Source organism: Pseudomonas sp. 1 (assembly GCF_056626735.1).
Map to the genome: position 1 here is coordinate 95556 of NZ_JBWXMQ010000004.1, position 13108 is coordinate 108663.

16 protein-coding genes and 1 pseudogene are annotated in these 13108 nt (G+C 61.1%); 11 read left to right on the forward strand and 6 right to left on the reverse strand.

The features are described 5' to 3' along the window. Nucleotides 1–27: 27 nt before the first annotated feature. From AC1MDC_RS07770 to AC1MDC_RS07780, 3 genes are all read right to left on the reverse strand, one after another. Entirely contained in the window at nucleotides 28–891 is an 864-nt protein-coding gene (locus AC1MDC_RS07770) for a phasin family protein (protein ID WP_480392793.1), read from the reverse strand. A 10-nt stretch (nucleotides 892–901) separates the two neighbouring features. Continuing rightward, on the reverse strand, nucleotides 902–1324 hold the full coding sequence (locus tag AC1MDC_RS07775) for a phasin family protein (RefSeq protein WP_480392794.1): 423 nt from the start codon (nucleotides 1322–1324) through the stop codon (nucleotides 902–904). Between the two features lie 260 nt (nucleotides 1325–1584). Beyond that, the gene (locus AC1MDC_RS07780) at nucleotides 1585–1860 is read right to left on the reverse strand and encodes a polyhydroxyalkanoic acid system family protein (RefSeq protein ID WP_007952417.1); all 276 of its coding nucleotides are present in this window, start codon (nucleotides 1858–1860) and stop codon (nucleotides 1585–1587) included. Nucleotides 1861–2025: 165 nt separating this feature from the next. On the opposite strand from AC1MDC_RS07780, the gene ubiE reads away from it, so the two are divergent. The 11 genes and pseudogenes from ubiE to AC1MDC_RS07835 all read left to right on the forward strand — a co-directional run bounded on the left by ubiE (nucleotide 2026) and on the right by AC1MDC_RS07835 (nucleotide 10119). Continuing rightward, nucleotides 2026–2796 (forward strand): bifunctional demethylmenaquinone methyltransferase/2-methoxy-6-polyprenyl-1,4-benzoquinol methylase UbiE, encoded by a 771-nt coding sequence (ubiE, locus tag AC1MDC_RS07785; protein WP_007952418.1) that lies wholly within the window; start codon nucleotides 2026–2028, stop codon nucleotides 2794–2796. Then, nucleotides 2796–3419, forward strand: coding sequence for a ubiquinone biosynthesis accessory factor UbiJ (locus AC1MDC_RS07790; protein WP_085702675.1), 624 nt, complete (start codon nucleotides 2796–2798; stop codon nucleotides 3417–3419). Before ubiE ends, AC1MDC_RS07790 begins: the two co-directional genes overlap by 1 nt. After that, nucleotides 3416–5020: a ubiquinone biosynthesis regulatory protein kinase UbiB gene (ubiB, locus tag AC1MDC_RS07795; protein ID WP_085698101.1), complete on the forward strand. Its 1605-nt coding sequence runs from the start codon at nucleotides 3416–3418 to the stop codon at nucleotides 5018–5020. Before AC1MDC_RS07790 ends, ubiB begins: the two co-directional genes overlap by 4 nt. Before the next feature lie 80 nt (nucleotides 5021–5100). Next, on the forward strand, nucleotides 5101–5502 hold the full coding sequence (gene hisI / locus AC1MDC_RS07800) for a phosphoribosyl-AMP cyclohydrolase (RefSeq protein ID WP_085702677.1): 402 nt from the start codon (nucleotides 5101–5103) through the stop codon (nucleotides 5500–5502). Then, nucleotides 5495–5827, forward strand: coding sequence for a phosphoribosyl-ATP diphosphatase (locus tag AC1MDC_RS07805; RefSeq protein WP_085702678.1), 333 nt, complete (start codon nucleotides 5495–5497; stop codon nucleotides 5825–5827). Before hisI ends, AC1MDC_RS07805 begins: the two co-directional genes overlap by 8 nt. Before the next feature lie 25 nt (nucleotides 5828–5852). Beyond that, on the forward strand, nucleotides 5853–6131 hold the full coding sequence (locus AC1MDC_RS07810; protein ID WP_007952423.1) for a twin-arginine translocase TatA/TatE family subunit: 279 nt from the start codon (nucleotides 5853–5855) through the stop codon (nucleotides 6129–6131). Nucleotides 6132–6141: 10 nt separating this feature from the next. Further along, nucleotides 6142–6606, forward strand: a complete 465-nt coding sequence (gene tatB, locus AC1MDC_RS07815; protein WP_085702680.1) for a Sec-independent protein translocase protein TatB — start codon at nucleotides 6142–6144, stop codon at nucleotides 6604–6606. Then, nucleotides 6603–7391 carry a twin-arginine translocase subunit TatC gene (gene tatC / locus AC1MDC_RS07820; protein WP_085698099.1) on the forward strand — a complete coding sequence of 263 codons (789 nt, stop codon included), beginning with the start codon at nucleotides 6603–6605 and terminating at the stop codon, nucleotides 7389–7391. Before tatB ends, tatC begins: the two co-directional genes overlap by 4 nt. Further along, a complete protein-coding gene (locus tag AC1MDC_RS07825) occupies nucleotides 7388–8095 on the forward strand; it encodes a 16S rRNA (uracil(1498)-N(3))-methyltransferase (RefSeq protein WP_480392795.1) in 708 nt (235 codons plus the stop codon). The genes tatC and AC1MDC_RS07825 overlap by 4 nt, the downstream gene beginning before the upstream one ends. A gap of 224 nt (nucleotides 8096–8319) precedes the next feature. Then, a pseudogene (locus AC1MDC_RS07830) lies at nucleotides 8320–9264 on the forward strand (methyl-accepting chemotaxis protein); the annotation flags it as partial. A gap of 141 nt (nucleotides 9265–9405) precedes the next feature. Continuing rightward, entirely contained in the window at nucleotides 9406–10119 is a 714-nt protein-coding gene (locus tag AC1MDC_RS07835; RefSeq protein ID WP_371857706.1) for a methyl-accepting chemotaxis protein, read from the forward strand. 129 nt (nucleotides 10120–10248) lie between these two features. Here AC1MDC_RS07835 and AC1MDC_RS07840 read toward each other — a convergent pair whose 3' ends face one another. The 3 genes from AC1MDC_RS07840 to AC1MDC_RS07850 all read right to left on the reverse strand — a co-directional run bounded on the left by AC1MDC_RS07840 (nucleotide 10249) and on the right by AC1MDC_RS07850 (nucleotide 12874). Then, nucleotides 10249–10983 carry an amino acid ABC transporter ATP-binding protein gene (locus AC1MDC_RS07840; RefSeq protein ID WP_085702682.1) on the reverse strand — a complete coding sequence of 245 codons (735 nt, stop codon included), beginning with the start codon at nucleotides 10981–10983 and terminating at the stop codon, nucleotides 10249–10251. Further along, nucleotides 10976–11935: an amino acid ABC transporter permease gene (locus AC1MDC_RS07845; protein WP_085702683.1), complete on the reverse strand. Its 960-nt coding sequence runs from the start codon at nucleotides 11933–11935 to the stop codon at nucleotides 10976–10978. The genes AC1MDC_RS07840 and AC1MDC_RS07845 overlap by 8 nt, the downstream gene beginning before the upstream one ends. A 141-nt stretch (nucleotides 11936–12076) precedes the next feature. Further along, a complete protein-coding gene (locus AC1MDC_RS07850; protein WP_480392796.1) occupies nucleotides 12077–12874 on the reverse strand; it encodes a transporter substrate-binding domain-containing protein in 798 nt (265 codons plus the stop codon). Nucleotides 12875–13108 lie beyond the last annotated feature (234 nt).

Sequence of the window (13108 nt, forward strand, 5' to 3'; positions counted from 1 at the left end):
CCGGGCGTTTTCTTGAGCCCTGAAAAATCAGGACTGACTGGTCGGCGTCGACGGAGTCGATGCAGCAGTCGGAGCAGGCGCCGGGGTTGGAGCCGAGGCGGAGTTCGACGTGCTTGCCAGTGCTTGCGGTGTGGTCACCGGTGTTGGTGCTGCAGCTTTCGGCGCAGCGGCTTTCGGCGCGGCCGGTTTTTTCACTGCCGGTTTTTTCGCCGCAGCCGGTTTGGCGGCAGGCTTGGCAGCGGGTTTGGCGGCAGCGGTTTTCGCTGCTGGCTTGGCCGCAGGTTTGGCGGCTGGTTTTGCAGCCGGCTTGGCGGCGGCCTTGGCAGCAACCGGTTTGGCCGCGGCTTTCGCAGCAGGCTTGGCGGCAGCAGTTTTGGCTGCTGGTTTTGCGGCCGGTTTGGCGGCTTTAGCCAGTGGCTTGGCAGCGGTTTTGGCCGCAGGCTTGGCTGCTGCGGTTTTGGCCGCGACAGGCTGAGCTTTCAGGCCGGTGAGTTTTTCGATCTGTTTGGTCAGGGTATCGACCTTCTTGTGCAGATCCTTCACCTCGTTGCGGCTCGGTACGCCCAGGCGCGAGATCGCACTGTTCAGGCGCTTGTCGAAAGCCCCTTCCAGTTGATCCCAGGTGCCCAGCGCGCGATCTTTCACGCCGCTGATGCGCGATTTTGCCGAGCTTGCAGAATCCTTGGCAGCATCGACTTTCTTGCCGACTGCAGCCTTGGTGAGCTTCTCGGCTTTCTCGCCGTCTTTGACCAATGTATCGAAGAGTTTGCTGCCGTCAGTGTCGATCTTCGAGTACACGCCTAAACCAGCCAGCCAGATCTTGCGGGAATAGTCTTCGACTTTTCCGATCCACGAGCTGCCTTCTTTATCGGTGTTCTTTTTACCAGCCATCCCGTTCTCCTTAAGATTTACGCGCGACGCGTTCGAGCAATGCCGTCAGCTCATCGAGCTTAGCAGAGAGTGCCTCAACGTCATGTTTAGACGGAATGCCGATACGATTCAAGGCACTGGCGACACGCGTGTCGAACGCCTTCTCGACCTTGTCGAGCTGAACTTCGACCCGGCCTTTGAAAGAGCTGACTTCGCTCTTGGCATCATCGATCTCGGCGTTGGCCGCTTCGAGTTTTTCGGTGACGGCTTTTTTGCCTTTCTTTTCAACAGCTTGACCAGCCTTGATCAGCTCTTGAAAGTACTCGCTGCCCTCCTGACCGACCTTGGTGTAGGCACCCAGGCCTGCCAGCCAGATCTTGCGGGCATAGGATTTGACGTCGCTCAGAGCGGAAGTCGAAGCGTCGATTTTTTTCTTCAAAATGACTTTGGCCATGGTGCACCTCACGCGCAGAAGGTTTGAGGAACTGCCCTGACGAGTGTCGGGCTCAGGCACAAAGTAGGGAGAAAAATTAGAAACGGCACCCTAACAACTGACATAAAACAGGTGGGCACACCACAAAACAAATGTGGGAGCGAGCTTGCTCCGGGCGGCGATCCGACGAAGGCGTTGTATCAGCCAACATTTCAGTCAGCAGACAGTGCGCATTCGCGAGCAAGCTCGCTCCCACAGGGGGATTTCATTTCAGGCAGAAATCAGACCAGCGCTTTATCCAGCGCCTTTTCGATCTCGGCTTTGATCATGCCGCTCATGGCCGACATCATCAGGCCCAGTTCCACGTCGACCCGAATCGAATCCTCGGCCACATGCACCGCGCCCTTCACGCCCGAACGCTTGAGGTTCAGGACATCGCCCGACCACTGCGGCTCCAGGCCATATTGATCGGAGAGTTTCTGCGCCAGTTTGTCGGCTTTCTCGCGGGCCGCTTCCTTGCCCAGGCTGTGGGCACGCTCAACACTGATATGGGCCATTGAATGACTCCTGCTTTTTGAATGGGGCTATGAATGCCTGCAACGAATCTTGACCGCCACTGCGGCAAATCGTCCCGAAGGTTGCCCATCTTACCTTTAGCCATTCCAAGACAAAGCATGGCTTGGGGATTAGAATGTCGCGCATTCTCTTTTGGTGACAGCGATATGACTGATCAGCGCAAAGGCAGCGATGCCGAACCCACCACTCACTTCGGCTTCAAAAACGTTCCGGAAAGCCAGAAAGCGGAAAAAGTCGCTGAGGTTTTCCACTCCGTGGCCGCCAAGTACGACCTGATGAACGACCTTCTGTCGGGCGGCATGCACCGTCTGTGGAAACGCTTCGCGATCGAACTGTCGGGCGTACGCGCCGGCAACCGCGTGCTGGACATCGCCGGCGGCACCGGCGACCTGACCAAGAAATTCTCGCACCTGGTCGGCCCGACCGGTCAGGTCGTTCTCGCGGACATCAACGAATCCATGCTCAAGGTCGGTCGTGACCGCCTGCTGGATGTCGGTGTGTCGGGCAACGTCGAGTTCGTCCAGGCCGACGCTGAAAAGCTGCCGTTCCCGGACAACCATTTCGACTGCGTGACCATCGCCTTCGGCCTGCGCAACGTGACGCATAAAGAAGACGCCCTGCGTTCGATGCTGCGCGTGCTCAAGCCCGGCGGCCGCCTGCTGGTGCTGGAATTCTCCAAGCCGACCAACGCGCTGATGTCCAAGGCCTATGACGCCTACTCGTTCGCCTTCATGCCGCTGATGGGCAAGCTGATCACCAACGACTCGGAAAGCTATCGCTACCTGGCCGAATCGATCCGCATGCACCCGAATCAGGAAACCCTGAAGTCGATGATGGTCGACGCCGGTTTCGACCGCGTGACCTATCACAACATGACCGCAGGCATCGTCGCCCTGCACCGCGGCATCAAACCCTGATGCTGCTGACCGGGCTGCTCGCCAGCGTCGAACTCGGCCTCAACCGTGTGCTGCGTCTCGACAGCACGGCGCTGCCGAGGCTGGCGCACCTGACCGGCAAAGTGATTGCCGTGGATTGCCGCAGCCCGGCGCTGCAACTGTTCATCCTGCCGAGCGACGAAGGCCTGATGCTGGCGTCCCACTGGGAAACCGGCGTCGACTGCACCCTGCGCGCCCCGGCCTCGAGTCTGGTGAAACTGGCCCTGAGCAAGGACAAGACCGCGGTGCTGCACGCGCCGGAAGTCGAACTCGACGGCGACAGCGGCGTGCTGCTGGAGCTGGCGGGAGTCCTGCAGGATCTGGAGCTGGACTGGGAGTTCGAACTCTCGCGCTGGCTGGGACCTGTCGCCACGCAACTGGTCGGCGGTCACCTGCGCAGCCGCGCTCGCTGGTATCAACAAGGATTTGCCAGCCTCAACCAGAACCTCGCTGAATACCTGGCCGAAGAATCGCGCACCCTCGTCGGGCAGCGCGAAGCCGAAGCCCGTTTCAGCGAACTGGACCGGATCAAACTCGATCTGGAACGTCTCGAGGCGCGCTTCGAGCGCCTTTCCCGATCCCTCGACCCAAGCGATAACGCATGAAGCTGCTCGCCGTCCGCCGTCTGTTGCGCATCCAGCGCGTCGTGATCCGCTACCGCCTCGATGACCTGCTGTTCGATCTGCCTTTGCCGTGGTTCCTGCTGGCGCTGCGCTACGTCCTGCCGTGGCGCTGGTTCCCGCGCAAGCCGCTGGACCTCAGCCGTGGCGCACGCCTGCGCCTGGCGTTGCAGGACCTGGGGCCGATTTTCATCAAGTTCGGGCAGATCCTCTCGACCCGCCGCGACCTGCTGCCGGAAGACATCGCCGATGAACTGATGCTGTTGCAGGACCGCGTGCCGCCGTTCGATTCGCAGCTGTCGGTCAAGCTGATCGAAGGACAACTGGGCAAAAAGATCAGTGAAGTGTTCAGCCGCTTCGACGTCGAACCGCTGGCCTCGGCCTCGGTGGCGCAGGTACACGCCGCACAACTGAAGACCGGTGAAGAAGTGGTGGTGAAGGTGATCCGCCCGGGCCTGAAACCGGTGATCGCCCAGGATCTGGCGTGGCTGTTCATCCTTGCCCGCGCCGCCGAGAAGGTTTCGGCAGACGCCCGCCTGCTGCACCCGGTGGACGTGGTCAGCGACTATGAAAAAACCATCTACGACGAACTCGACCTGTTGCGCGAGGCAGCCAACGCCAGCCAGTTGAGGCGCAACTTCGAAGGCTCGCCGCTGCTCTACGTGCCGCAAGTCTATTGGGACTGGTGCCGGCCGAAAGTGCTGGTGATGGAGCGCATCTACGGGATTCAGGTGACCGATCTGGCGACCCTTGCCGACCAGCGCACCGACATGAAAATGCTCGCCGAACGAGGCGTGGAGATTTTCTTCACCCAGGTATTCCGCGACAGTTTCTTCCACGCCGACATGCACCCGGGCAACATCTTCGTCAGCACCGTCAATCCGTGGAGCCCGCAGTACATCGCGATCGACTGCGGCATCGTCGGCAGCCTGACCCCGGAAGACCAGGACTATCTGGCGCGCAACCTGTTCGCCTTCTTCAAGCGCGACTATCGCCGTGTGGCGCAATTGCACATCGATTCGGGCTGGGTGCCGGCGGAAACCAAGCTCAACGAATTCGAAGCGGCGATCCGCACCGTGTGCGAGCCGATCTTCGAAAAACCATTAAAAGATATTTCATTTGGCCAGGTGCTGATGCGCCTGTTCCAGACCGCGCGCCGCTTCAACATGGAAGTGCAGCCGCAACTCGTATTGCTGCAAAAGACCCTGCTGAACATCGAAGGCCTGGGCCGTCAGCTGTACCCGGACCTCGATCTGTGGAACACCGCGCAGCCGTTCCTCGAACGCTGGATGCGCGAGCGCGTCAGCCCGAAAGCCTTGCTCGGCAACGTCCAGAGCCAGTTCGAACAGCTGCCGCACCTGGCCAACATGGCCCGCGATCTGCTCGAAAGGATGTCCCAACCGCACGCCAACGACCCGCCGCCACCGTGGAAAAAACGCAAGGACGATTGGTTCCTGCGTCTGCTCGGCAGTGCGCATCTGGCGGGAGGTACTATCCTCGCTGCCGGTGGTCCGCTGAACGAATTGGGGCATTGGCCTGCCGGGATCATGGTGGCCGTCGGCTTGTATCTGGTCGTTCGCCGATAGCCAGTTCCGTGATCGGCTGGCACACTGTTTCAACGCCTGAACCCGACTATTGAAGTGTGGGTTCGCTGTCGGAGTCGAAGATGAAAAACTGGCTGGACGAGATCAAGTGGGACGCCGATGGCCTGGTGCCGGCGATTGCCCAGGATCACAAGACCGGACGCGTATTGATGATGGCCTGGATGAACCGCGAAGCCCTGGAGCTGACTGCGGCGGAAAACCGTGCCATCTATTGGTCACGTTCCCGTGGCAAGCTGTGGCGCAAGGGCGAAGAGTCCGGCCACGTACAGACATTGCATGAAATGCGTCTGGACTGCGACGCCGACGTCATCATCCTGATGGTCGAACAGATCGGCGACATCGCGTGCCATACCGGCCGTCAAAGCTGCTTCTACCGCGTTTTCGAAAACGGCGACTGGAAAACGGTCGACCCGGTCCTGAAAGACCCGCACGCAATCTATTCCGCAGGACACAAACATGACTGACACCCTGACCCGCCTCGCTCAGGTGCTGGAAGAGCGCAAGGGCGCAGCCGCCGACAGCTCGTATGTCGCCAGCCTGTATCACAAGGGTCTGAACAAGATTCTGGAGAAAGTCGGCGAAGAATCGGTCGAAACGATCATTGCCGCCAAGGACGCCGCCGTCAGCGGCGACTGCAGCGACGTGATCTACGAGACTGCCGACCTGTGGTTCCACAGCATGGTCATGCTCGCCCAGCTGGGGCAGCATCCGCAGGCAGTGCTGGATGAACTGGATCGCCGTTTCGGCCTGTCCGGACACGTCGAGAAAGCCTCGCGCCCGTCCGCCTGAACAACTATTAGAGAGGAACAGCAACATGGGCATTTTTGACTGGAAACACTGGATCGTCATCCTGGTGGTCGTGGTACTGGTGTTCGGCACCAAGAAACTGAAAAACCTCGGCACCGACGTTGGCGAGTCGATCAAGGGCTTTCGCAAAGCCATGAACGACGACGAAAAGCCGGCCGATCCGACCGTCACGCCTGCGCAGCCGGTTCCACCGGTACAGCCGCAAGCCACTGCTCAGGCCAACCCGCCGCACACCATCGACGTGCAGGCGCAGAAAGTCGAAGAGCCGATCCGCAAAGACGTGTGAGCACTGACTAATGTTTGGTATCAGCTTCTCTGAACTGCTGCTCGTCGGCCTCGTGGCTCTGCTGGTGCTGGGCCCCGAGCGTCTGCCGGGTGCTGCGCGCACCGCCGGCCTGTGGGTCGGACGGCTGAAGCGCAGCTTCAACGCGATCAAACAGGAAGTCGAACGTGAAATCGGTGCCGACGAAATCCGTCGGCAACTGCACAACGAGCACATCCTGTCGCTGGAGCAGGAGGCGCGGAAAATCTTCACGCCACCGGTTCAGCAGGAGCCGACGCCCGTGCAGCCGGCGGCAGACCAGACGCCAACACCGCCTGTCGCTGAGCAAACGATTCATGCACCGGCGAGCGTCGAGCACGTTTCTGCCGCAGCCGCTGAAGCTGCCCCGGTCATGAAACCGATCGAACCCGTAGCACCTGCGGCTGCGCCAACCACGCCAGCCCCTCACGACCCAACACAGCCTCCGCGAGCACAATGAGCGATCTCCCCGAAAACGACCAGCACATGCCGCTGGTTTCGCACCTCACCGAGTTGCGCACCCGCCTGCTGCGTTGCGTGGCGGCGATCTTCATCATCTTCGCCGGGCTGTTTGCCTTCACCCAGCAGATCTACACCTTCGTCTCGACGCCGCTGCGCCAGTACCTGCCGGCCGGCGCGACGATGATCGCCACCGACGTGTCGTCGCCGTTCCTGACGCCGCTGAAGCTGACGATGATGGTTTCGCTGTTCCTGGCGATTCCGGTGATCCTGCATCAGATCTGGGGGTTCATCGCACCGGGCCTGTACAAGCATGAAAAGCGCGTCGCGGTGCCGTTGCTGATTTCCAGCATCCTGCTGTTCTACACCGGCATGGCGTTCGCCTATTTCTTCGTGTTCCCGCTGATCTTCAAGTTCTTCGCCTCGGCCACCCCGGCCGGCGTGGAAATGATGACCGACATCACCAGTTACCTCGACTTCGTCATGACGCTGTTCTTCGCCTTCGGCGTGGCGTTCGAAATCCCGGTGGCCGTTGTGCTGCTGGTGTGGATCGGTGTGGTCGACGTCAAATACCTGAAGAAGATTCGCCCATACGTGATCATCGGCTGCTTCGTGGTCGGCATGATCCTGACCCCGCCGGACATCTTCTCCCAGACCCTGCTGGCCGTGCCGATGTGGATGCTGTTCGAAGTCGGCATCCTGTTCGGCAGCCTGGTGAGCAAGCGTGAGCGCCCGGAAGAAACCGTCGACGATCATAACGACCAGCCGCCAGCGACTCAGCCATGAACCTGCTGCTGCTCGAAGAAGCCGACTTCATCGCGGCCGACCGCGTCGTGCTGCGTGATCGGCGCCTGACCCACATGCAGGAAGTCCACCGCTCGGAAGTCGGCGACAGCCTGCGGGTCGGACGCATCAACGGGTTGATGGGCTCGGCCGAGTTGCTGCGTCTGGAAGCGGGCGAAGCCGAACTGCAAGTCACCCTCGACCAACCACCGCCGGCCAAACTGCCGCTGACCCTGGTACTCGCCCTGCCCCGCCCGAAGATGCTGCGCCGGGTGTTCCAGACCGTAGCGACGATGGGCGTATCGAAGGTGATTCTGGTCAACAGCTACCGGGTCGAGAAAAGCTTCTGGCAGACGCCGTTCCTGGAGCAGGAAGCGATCCGCGAACAACTGATCCTCGGCCTCGAACAGGCCCGCGATACCGTTCTGCCGGAAATCATCATCGAGAAGCGCTTCAAGCCGTTCGTCGAAGATCGCCTGCCGGCCATTACCGACGGCACCCTCGGTCTGGTCGGCCATCCGGGCAACTTCCCGCCTTGCCCCCGCGCGCTCAGCGAACCGGTAACCCTGGCGATCGGCCCCGAAGGTGGCTGGATTCCCTACGAAATCGACCTGCTGGCCAAATCCGGCCTGCAACCGGTGCAACTCGGCGAGCGTATCCTGCGGGTCGAAACCGCCGTCACTGCGCTGCTCGCCCGGCTGTTCTGAACACTGCCGTTCCAGGCCCTTCGCCAGACAAATCGCGTTACAGATTGCCATCATGCGGCCGATACACTCTCCATAAGTCCAATTAGTGGTCCGAGGGGAGTCGTCGCATGTACCGTTGGTTAGCCGAGAATCTTGGAAACGTCAGCGTCAAACGCAAGCTGGGCATCGGTTTCGGCCTGGTGCTGCTGCTGACGCTGTTGATCACCTTTACCGGCTGGACCGGCATGAGCGGGATCATCAGCCGGGGCGACAAGCTCGGTTTCATCTCCAGCCTCAATGAGCTGACCAAAGACCTGCGCCTGGCGCGCCTGGACTATGAAGCCCGCCGTGGCGAACAGGGCCCCGGCGCGGTCAACGACCTGCTCGGCAAACTCGACAGCGGCCTGCAAAGCGCCCGCGGCATGATCGAGCAACCGTCCGACGTGGCCCTGATCGATCAGCAACTGGCGGCAGTCGCCGAATACAAACGTGCCTTTGCCGACATGACCCAGGCCACCGTGCAGCGTGAAGACGCCCGCAGCAAACTCGGCGCCAGCGCCGACAACGCCGTGGCCAAGGTCAGCGAAGTCGAGAAATCCCTGCTGCAAGGCGACAGCGTTGCGCAATTCAACAGCGTGATCGAGCTGAGCAAACTGCTGCAACAGGCGCGCTATCAGGTGCGCGGCTACACCTACAGCGGCAAGGCCGACGCCGAACAACCGGCGCTGGATGCCATCGCCGCCGCCCTGAACAGTCTGGAAAGCCTGCCGAGCAAACTGCCCGAGCAACACATCGCCAACCTGCAACAGGCCACCGAATCGCTGAAGACTTACCGCGCTGCCGTCAGCCAGTTCCGTGACTCCCAGGTGAACAACGCCAAGGCGCTGGCTCGCATGTCGACCCAGGGCGACATCCTGCTCGACGTCAGCAAAAAACTCACCGAATCCCAGACCATCGTCCGCGACACCGACGCCGCGCACGCCAAAAACATGCTGATGATTGCCACCCTGCTTGCCTTGGCCTTCGGCCTGCTCGCCGCCTGGGCGATCACCCGGCAGATCATCATTCCGCTGGAGCAGACCCTGAAAGTCGCCGAACGCGTGGCCGCCGGCGACCTGACCCACAATCTGGTGTCCCTGCGCCGTGACGAACTCGGTCAGTTGCAGCGTTCGATGCAGAGCATGACCCAGGGCCTGCGCGAACTGATCGGCGGCATCAGCGACGGCGTGACCCAGATCGCCAGCGCTGCCGAACAGTTGTCCGCCGTGACCGAACAGACCAGCGCCGGGGTCAACAATCAGAAAGTCGAGACCGACCAGGTCGCCACCGCCATGAACGAAATGGCTGCCACCGTGCAGGAAGTCGCGCGCAACGCCGAGGAAGCTTCGGAAGCGGCCGTCGCTGCTGACCAGCAGGCCCGTGAAGGCGACAAGGTGGTGGGCGAGGCCATCGCCCAGATCGAACGTCTGGCCGCCGAAGTCGGCCATTCCACCGAGGCCATGGGCGAACTCAAGCGCGAAAGCGACAAGATCGGCAGCGTGCTCGACGTCATCAAGTCCGTGGCCCAGCAAACCAACCTGCTGGCCCTCAACGCCGCCATCGAAGCCGCCCGCGCGGGTGAAGCCGGACGTGGTTTTGCGGTGGTGGCCGATGAAGTGCGCAGCCTCGCCCAGCGCACCCAGAAGTCCACCGAAGAGATCGAAGAGCTGATCGTCGGCCTGCAGAACGGCACCCAGCAAGTGGCGACGATCATGGATAACAGCCGCACCCTGACCGACAGCAGCGTCGAGCTGACCCGGCGTGCCGGTGGTTCGCTGGAAAGCATCACCCGCACCGTTTCGGCGATTCAGGCGATGAACCAGCAGATCGCAGCGGCGGCCGAGCAGCAGAGTGCCGTGGCCGAGGAGATCAACCGCAGCGTGCTGAATGTGCGGGACGTCTCGGACCAGACCTCGGCGGCCAGTGAAGAGACGGCGGCCTCGAGCGTCGAACTGGCGCGTTTGGGCACTCACCTGCAAACGCTCGTGGGCCGGTTCAAGGTATAACGCTTGATCGTTCCCACGCTCTGCGTGGGAATGCATCCTGTGACGCTCCGCGTCACGCTTGCGAAGGGACGCAGAGCGTCCTGAGCGGCATTCCCACGCAGAGCGTGGGAACGATCGGTGATGTCGCGTTTAGAGAACTTGTCGCAGGAACGCCTGGGCTCGCGGATCCTTCGGCGCGTCGAAGAATTCCGTCGGCGAAGCATCTTCCAGCAGTTTGCCGTGATCGAAGAACAGCACCCGATCCGCCACTTCCCGGGCAAAACCCATTTCGTGGGTCACGCAGACCATGGTCATGCCTTCCACGGCCAGGTTTTTCATCACGTCCAGTACTTCGCCGACCATTTCCGGGTCGAGGGCCGAAGTCGGCTCGTCGAACAGCATGACCTTGGGATCCATCGCCAGCGCCCGGGCAATCGCCACACGCTGCTGCTGACCGCCGGACAGGCGCGACGGGTACTCGCGGGCCTTCTGGGCGATACCGACCTTCTCCAGCAACGCCAACGCCTTGGCTTCGCTTTCTTTCTGGCCGCGCTTGCGCACGACTTTCTGCGCAAGGCACAGGTTCTCCAGCACGGTCATGTGCGGGAACAGATTGAAATGCTGGAACACCATGCCGACTTCGCGGCGGTAGGCGTTGATGTCGGTTTTCGGGTCGGCCAGTTGCAGGCCGTCGATGCTCACCGAACCGGAATCGAATTCTTCCAGACCATTAAGGCAACGCAGGAAGGTCGACTTGCCGGAACCGGACGGACCGATCACCACCAGCACTTCACCCTTGGCGACAACGGTGCTGACGTTATCCACCGCGCGCACCACTTGCCCACGGGTGTCGAAGACTTTTACCAGATCGCGGACTTCAATCACTTTGCGCGAGCCTCCGCTCAAGCCGGCTGGCGATTTTCGACAGCGGCAGGTTGATCAACAAGTACAGACCGGCGACGCAGAACAGGATCTCGAACGGCGAGAACGAGGTGGTGATGACTTCACGACCGCTTTTCAGCAGCTCGGTAATGGCGATCACCGACACCAGCGAAGTGTCCTTGACCAGACTGATGAACTGTCCGGCCAGCGGCGGCAGCACGCGTTTGAATGCCTGCGGCAACACCACATGACGCATCGACTGGCCGGCACTCAGACCCAGCGAACGGGCCGCTTCGTTCTGGCCGCGGGCAATCGACTGCACACCGGAACGGATGATTTCCGCCACGTAGGCGCCCGTGAACAGCGACAGCGCAGCGATCCCGGCGAACTCCCGGGACAGGTTCATCACCGTGCCAATGAAGAAATAAAAAATGAAGATCTGCACCAACAGCGGCGTGCCGCGCACCAGTTCGACATAGATCGTCGACAGGTCGCGCAGGGTCGGGTTGCTCGACAGCCGGCACAGCCCGGTGGCCAGACCGATCAACAAACCCAGCACGCCGGACACCACCGACAGCCAAAGTGTCGTCCACAGGCCCCACAACAGCGGACCCGCCGCCCAATGCCGCGTCACGCCCACGACGTCGCCTTCGGCCACATCGTCGCCCTGGGCGAATTGCAGGCTGTTTTCGTCGACGGTCAGGTGCTGCTCGTCACCGGCATCGTTGCGCAGGGTGACTTGCGCGCTGCCGCCCTTGCGCACCAGTTCGCTGACGGTGGAAATATCGTTCGCGCGCTGGGTTTCCTCGGCCTGATAGGCGAAGTACTGCGGCACACGGTTCCAGCGCCATTCGTAGGACATCAGCGACGTGGCGTAATACAGCGCGCCGGCCAGGCCGACCAGCACCAGCACGGTCAGAACGTGCCAGGGCCATTGGGCTTTTTTCTGTTTCATTGAATGTTTCTCTGATTCGCTCGTTCCCACGCTCTGCGTGGGAATGCATCCTGTGACGCTCTGCGTCACGCTTGCGAAGGGACGCGGAGCGTCCCGGGCGGCGTTCCCACGCAAAGCGTGGGAACGATCAGCGGGCGGGCCTTATTCCATGTCCTTGAGCCACTCGGTGCTCTTGAACCACTTGTCATGGATGCGATCGTAGGTGCCGTCTTCGTGGATCTGGTGCAGGAAGTTGTTGATGAAGTTGATGCTGTCGTAGTCACCCTTCTTCAGACCGAACGCCAGCGGCTCGTAGGTGAACGGCTTGTCGAGGAACACCAGCTTGCCGGCGCCGACCTTGTTCACCGCGACCACGTTGTACGGGGCGTCGTAGATAAAGGCGTCAGCCTTGCCGTTGACCACGTCGAGCACGGCTTCCTGCTCGTTGTCGTAGCCGTGGTACTTGGCCTTGGAGATCAGCTTCTTGGCGACCATCTCGCCAGTGGTGCCGAGCTTGGAGGTGATGCGGTAGTCGGCGCTGTTCAGGTCTTTGTAGGACTTGATGGTGCCTTCCAGCTCCTTGCGGATCAGCAGGGTCTGGCCGACCACGATGAACGGTTCGCTGAAGTTCAGGCGCAGGTTGCGTTCCTGGGTCAGGGTCATGCCGCTGCCGATCATGTCGAACTTGTCGGTCATCAGTGCCGGGATGATCCCGTCGTAACCGGTGGAAACCAGTTCCAGCTTGACGCCCATGGCCTTGGTCATGGCTTTGAGGAGATCGACTTCGAAACCGATGATTTCGCCGCGCTTGTTGGTCATTTCGAACGGCATGTAGGTCGGATCCATACCGACTTTCAACGAGCCGCGCTTGACCGCGTCATCGATTGCGCCGGCCTGCGCCGCGCTGACTGCAACCAGTGCCGTGACGCCGACCAGCAGCATCGACAGATACTTCTTCATCTTCAAGTCCCCAAAACCATTGCGTTTGCAACGCGAAAAACGACAGAAATGGACAAGAGTGTCCGGGTGCGCCAATTCGGGGACGGATGCTAACGCACTCGTTCGTTTGCACAAGGTTTTTTGATCGGTCGGTGCCGGATGGGACGCAGAGCGTCCCGACCTGCATTCCCACGCAGACGGTTCGACGCGGGGAACGATTGATCCGCGTCAGTAATCGGCAGGCAAAAAAAACCC

Coding starts and splice junctions, on each gene's coding strand:
- AC1MDC_RS07770 (WP_480392793.1), bottom strand. CDS start 891: ATGGCTGGTAAAAAGAACACCGATAAAGAAGGCAGCTCGTGGATCGGA.
- AC1MDC_RS07775 (WP_480392794.1), bottom strand. CDS start 1,324: ATGGCCAAAGTCATTTTGAAGAAAAAAATCGACGCTTCGACTTCCGCT.
- AC1MDC_RS07780 (WP_007952417.1), bottom strand. CDS start 1,860: ATGGCCCATATCAGTGTTGAGCGTGCCCACAGCCTGGGCAAGGAAGCG.
- ubiE (WP_007952418.1), top strand. CDS start 2,026: ATGACTGATCAGCGCAAAGGCAGCGATGCCGAACCCACCACTCACTTC.
- AC1MDC_RS07790 (WP_085702675.1), top strand. CDS start 2,796: ATGCTGCTGACCGGGCTGCTCGCCAGCGTCGAACTCGGCCTCAACCGT.
- ubiB (WP_085698101.1), top strand. CDS start 3,416: ATGAAGCTGCTCGCCGTCCGCCGTCTGTTGCGCATCCAGCGCGTCGTG.
- hisI (WP_085702677.1), top strand. CDS start 5,101: ATGAAAAACTGGCTGGACGAGATCAAGTGGGACGCCGATGGCCTGGTG.
- AC1MDC_RS07805 (WP_085702678.1), top strand. CDS start 5,495: ATGACTGACACCCTGACCCGCCTCGCTCAGGTGCTGGAAGAGCGCAAG.
- AC1MDC_RS07810 (WP_007952423.1), top strand. CDS start 5,853: ATGGGCATTTTTGACTGGAAACACTGGATCGTCATCCTGGTGGTCGTG.
- tatB (WP_085702680.1), top strand. CDS start 6,142: ATGTTTGGTATCAGCTTCTCTGAACTGCTGCTCGTCGGCCTCGTGGCT.
- tatC (WP_085698099.1), top strand. CDS start 6,603: ATGAGCGATCTCCCCGAAAACGACCAGCACATGCCGCTGGTTTCGCAC.
- AC1MDC_RS07825 (WP_480392795.1), top strand. CDS start 7,388: ATGAACCTGCTGCTGCTCGAAGAAGCCGACTTCATCGCGGCCGACCGC.
- AC1MDC_RS07835 (WP_371857706.1), top strand. CDS start 9,406: ATGAACGAAATGGCTGCCACCGTGCAGGAAGTCGCGCGCAACGCCGAG.
- AC1MDC_RS07845 (WP_085702683.1), bottom strand. CDS start 11,935: ATGAAACAGAAAAAAGCCCAATGGCCCTGGCACGTTCTGACCGTGCTG.
- AC1MDC_RS07850 (WP_480392796.1), bottom strand. CDS start 12,874: ATGAAGAAGTATCTGTCGATGCTGCTGGTCGGCGTCACGGCACTGGTT.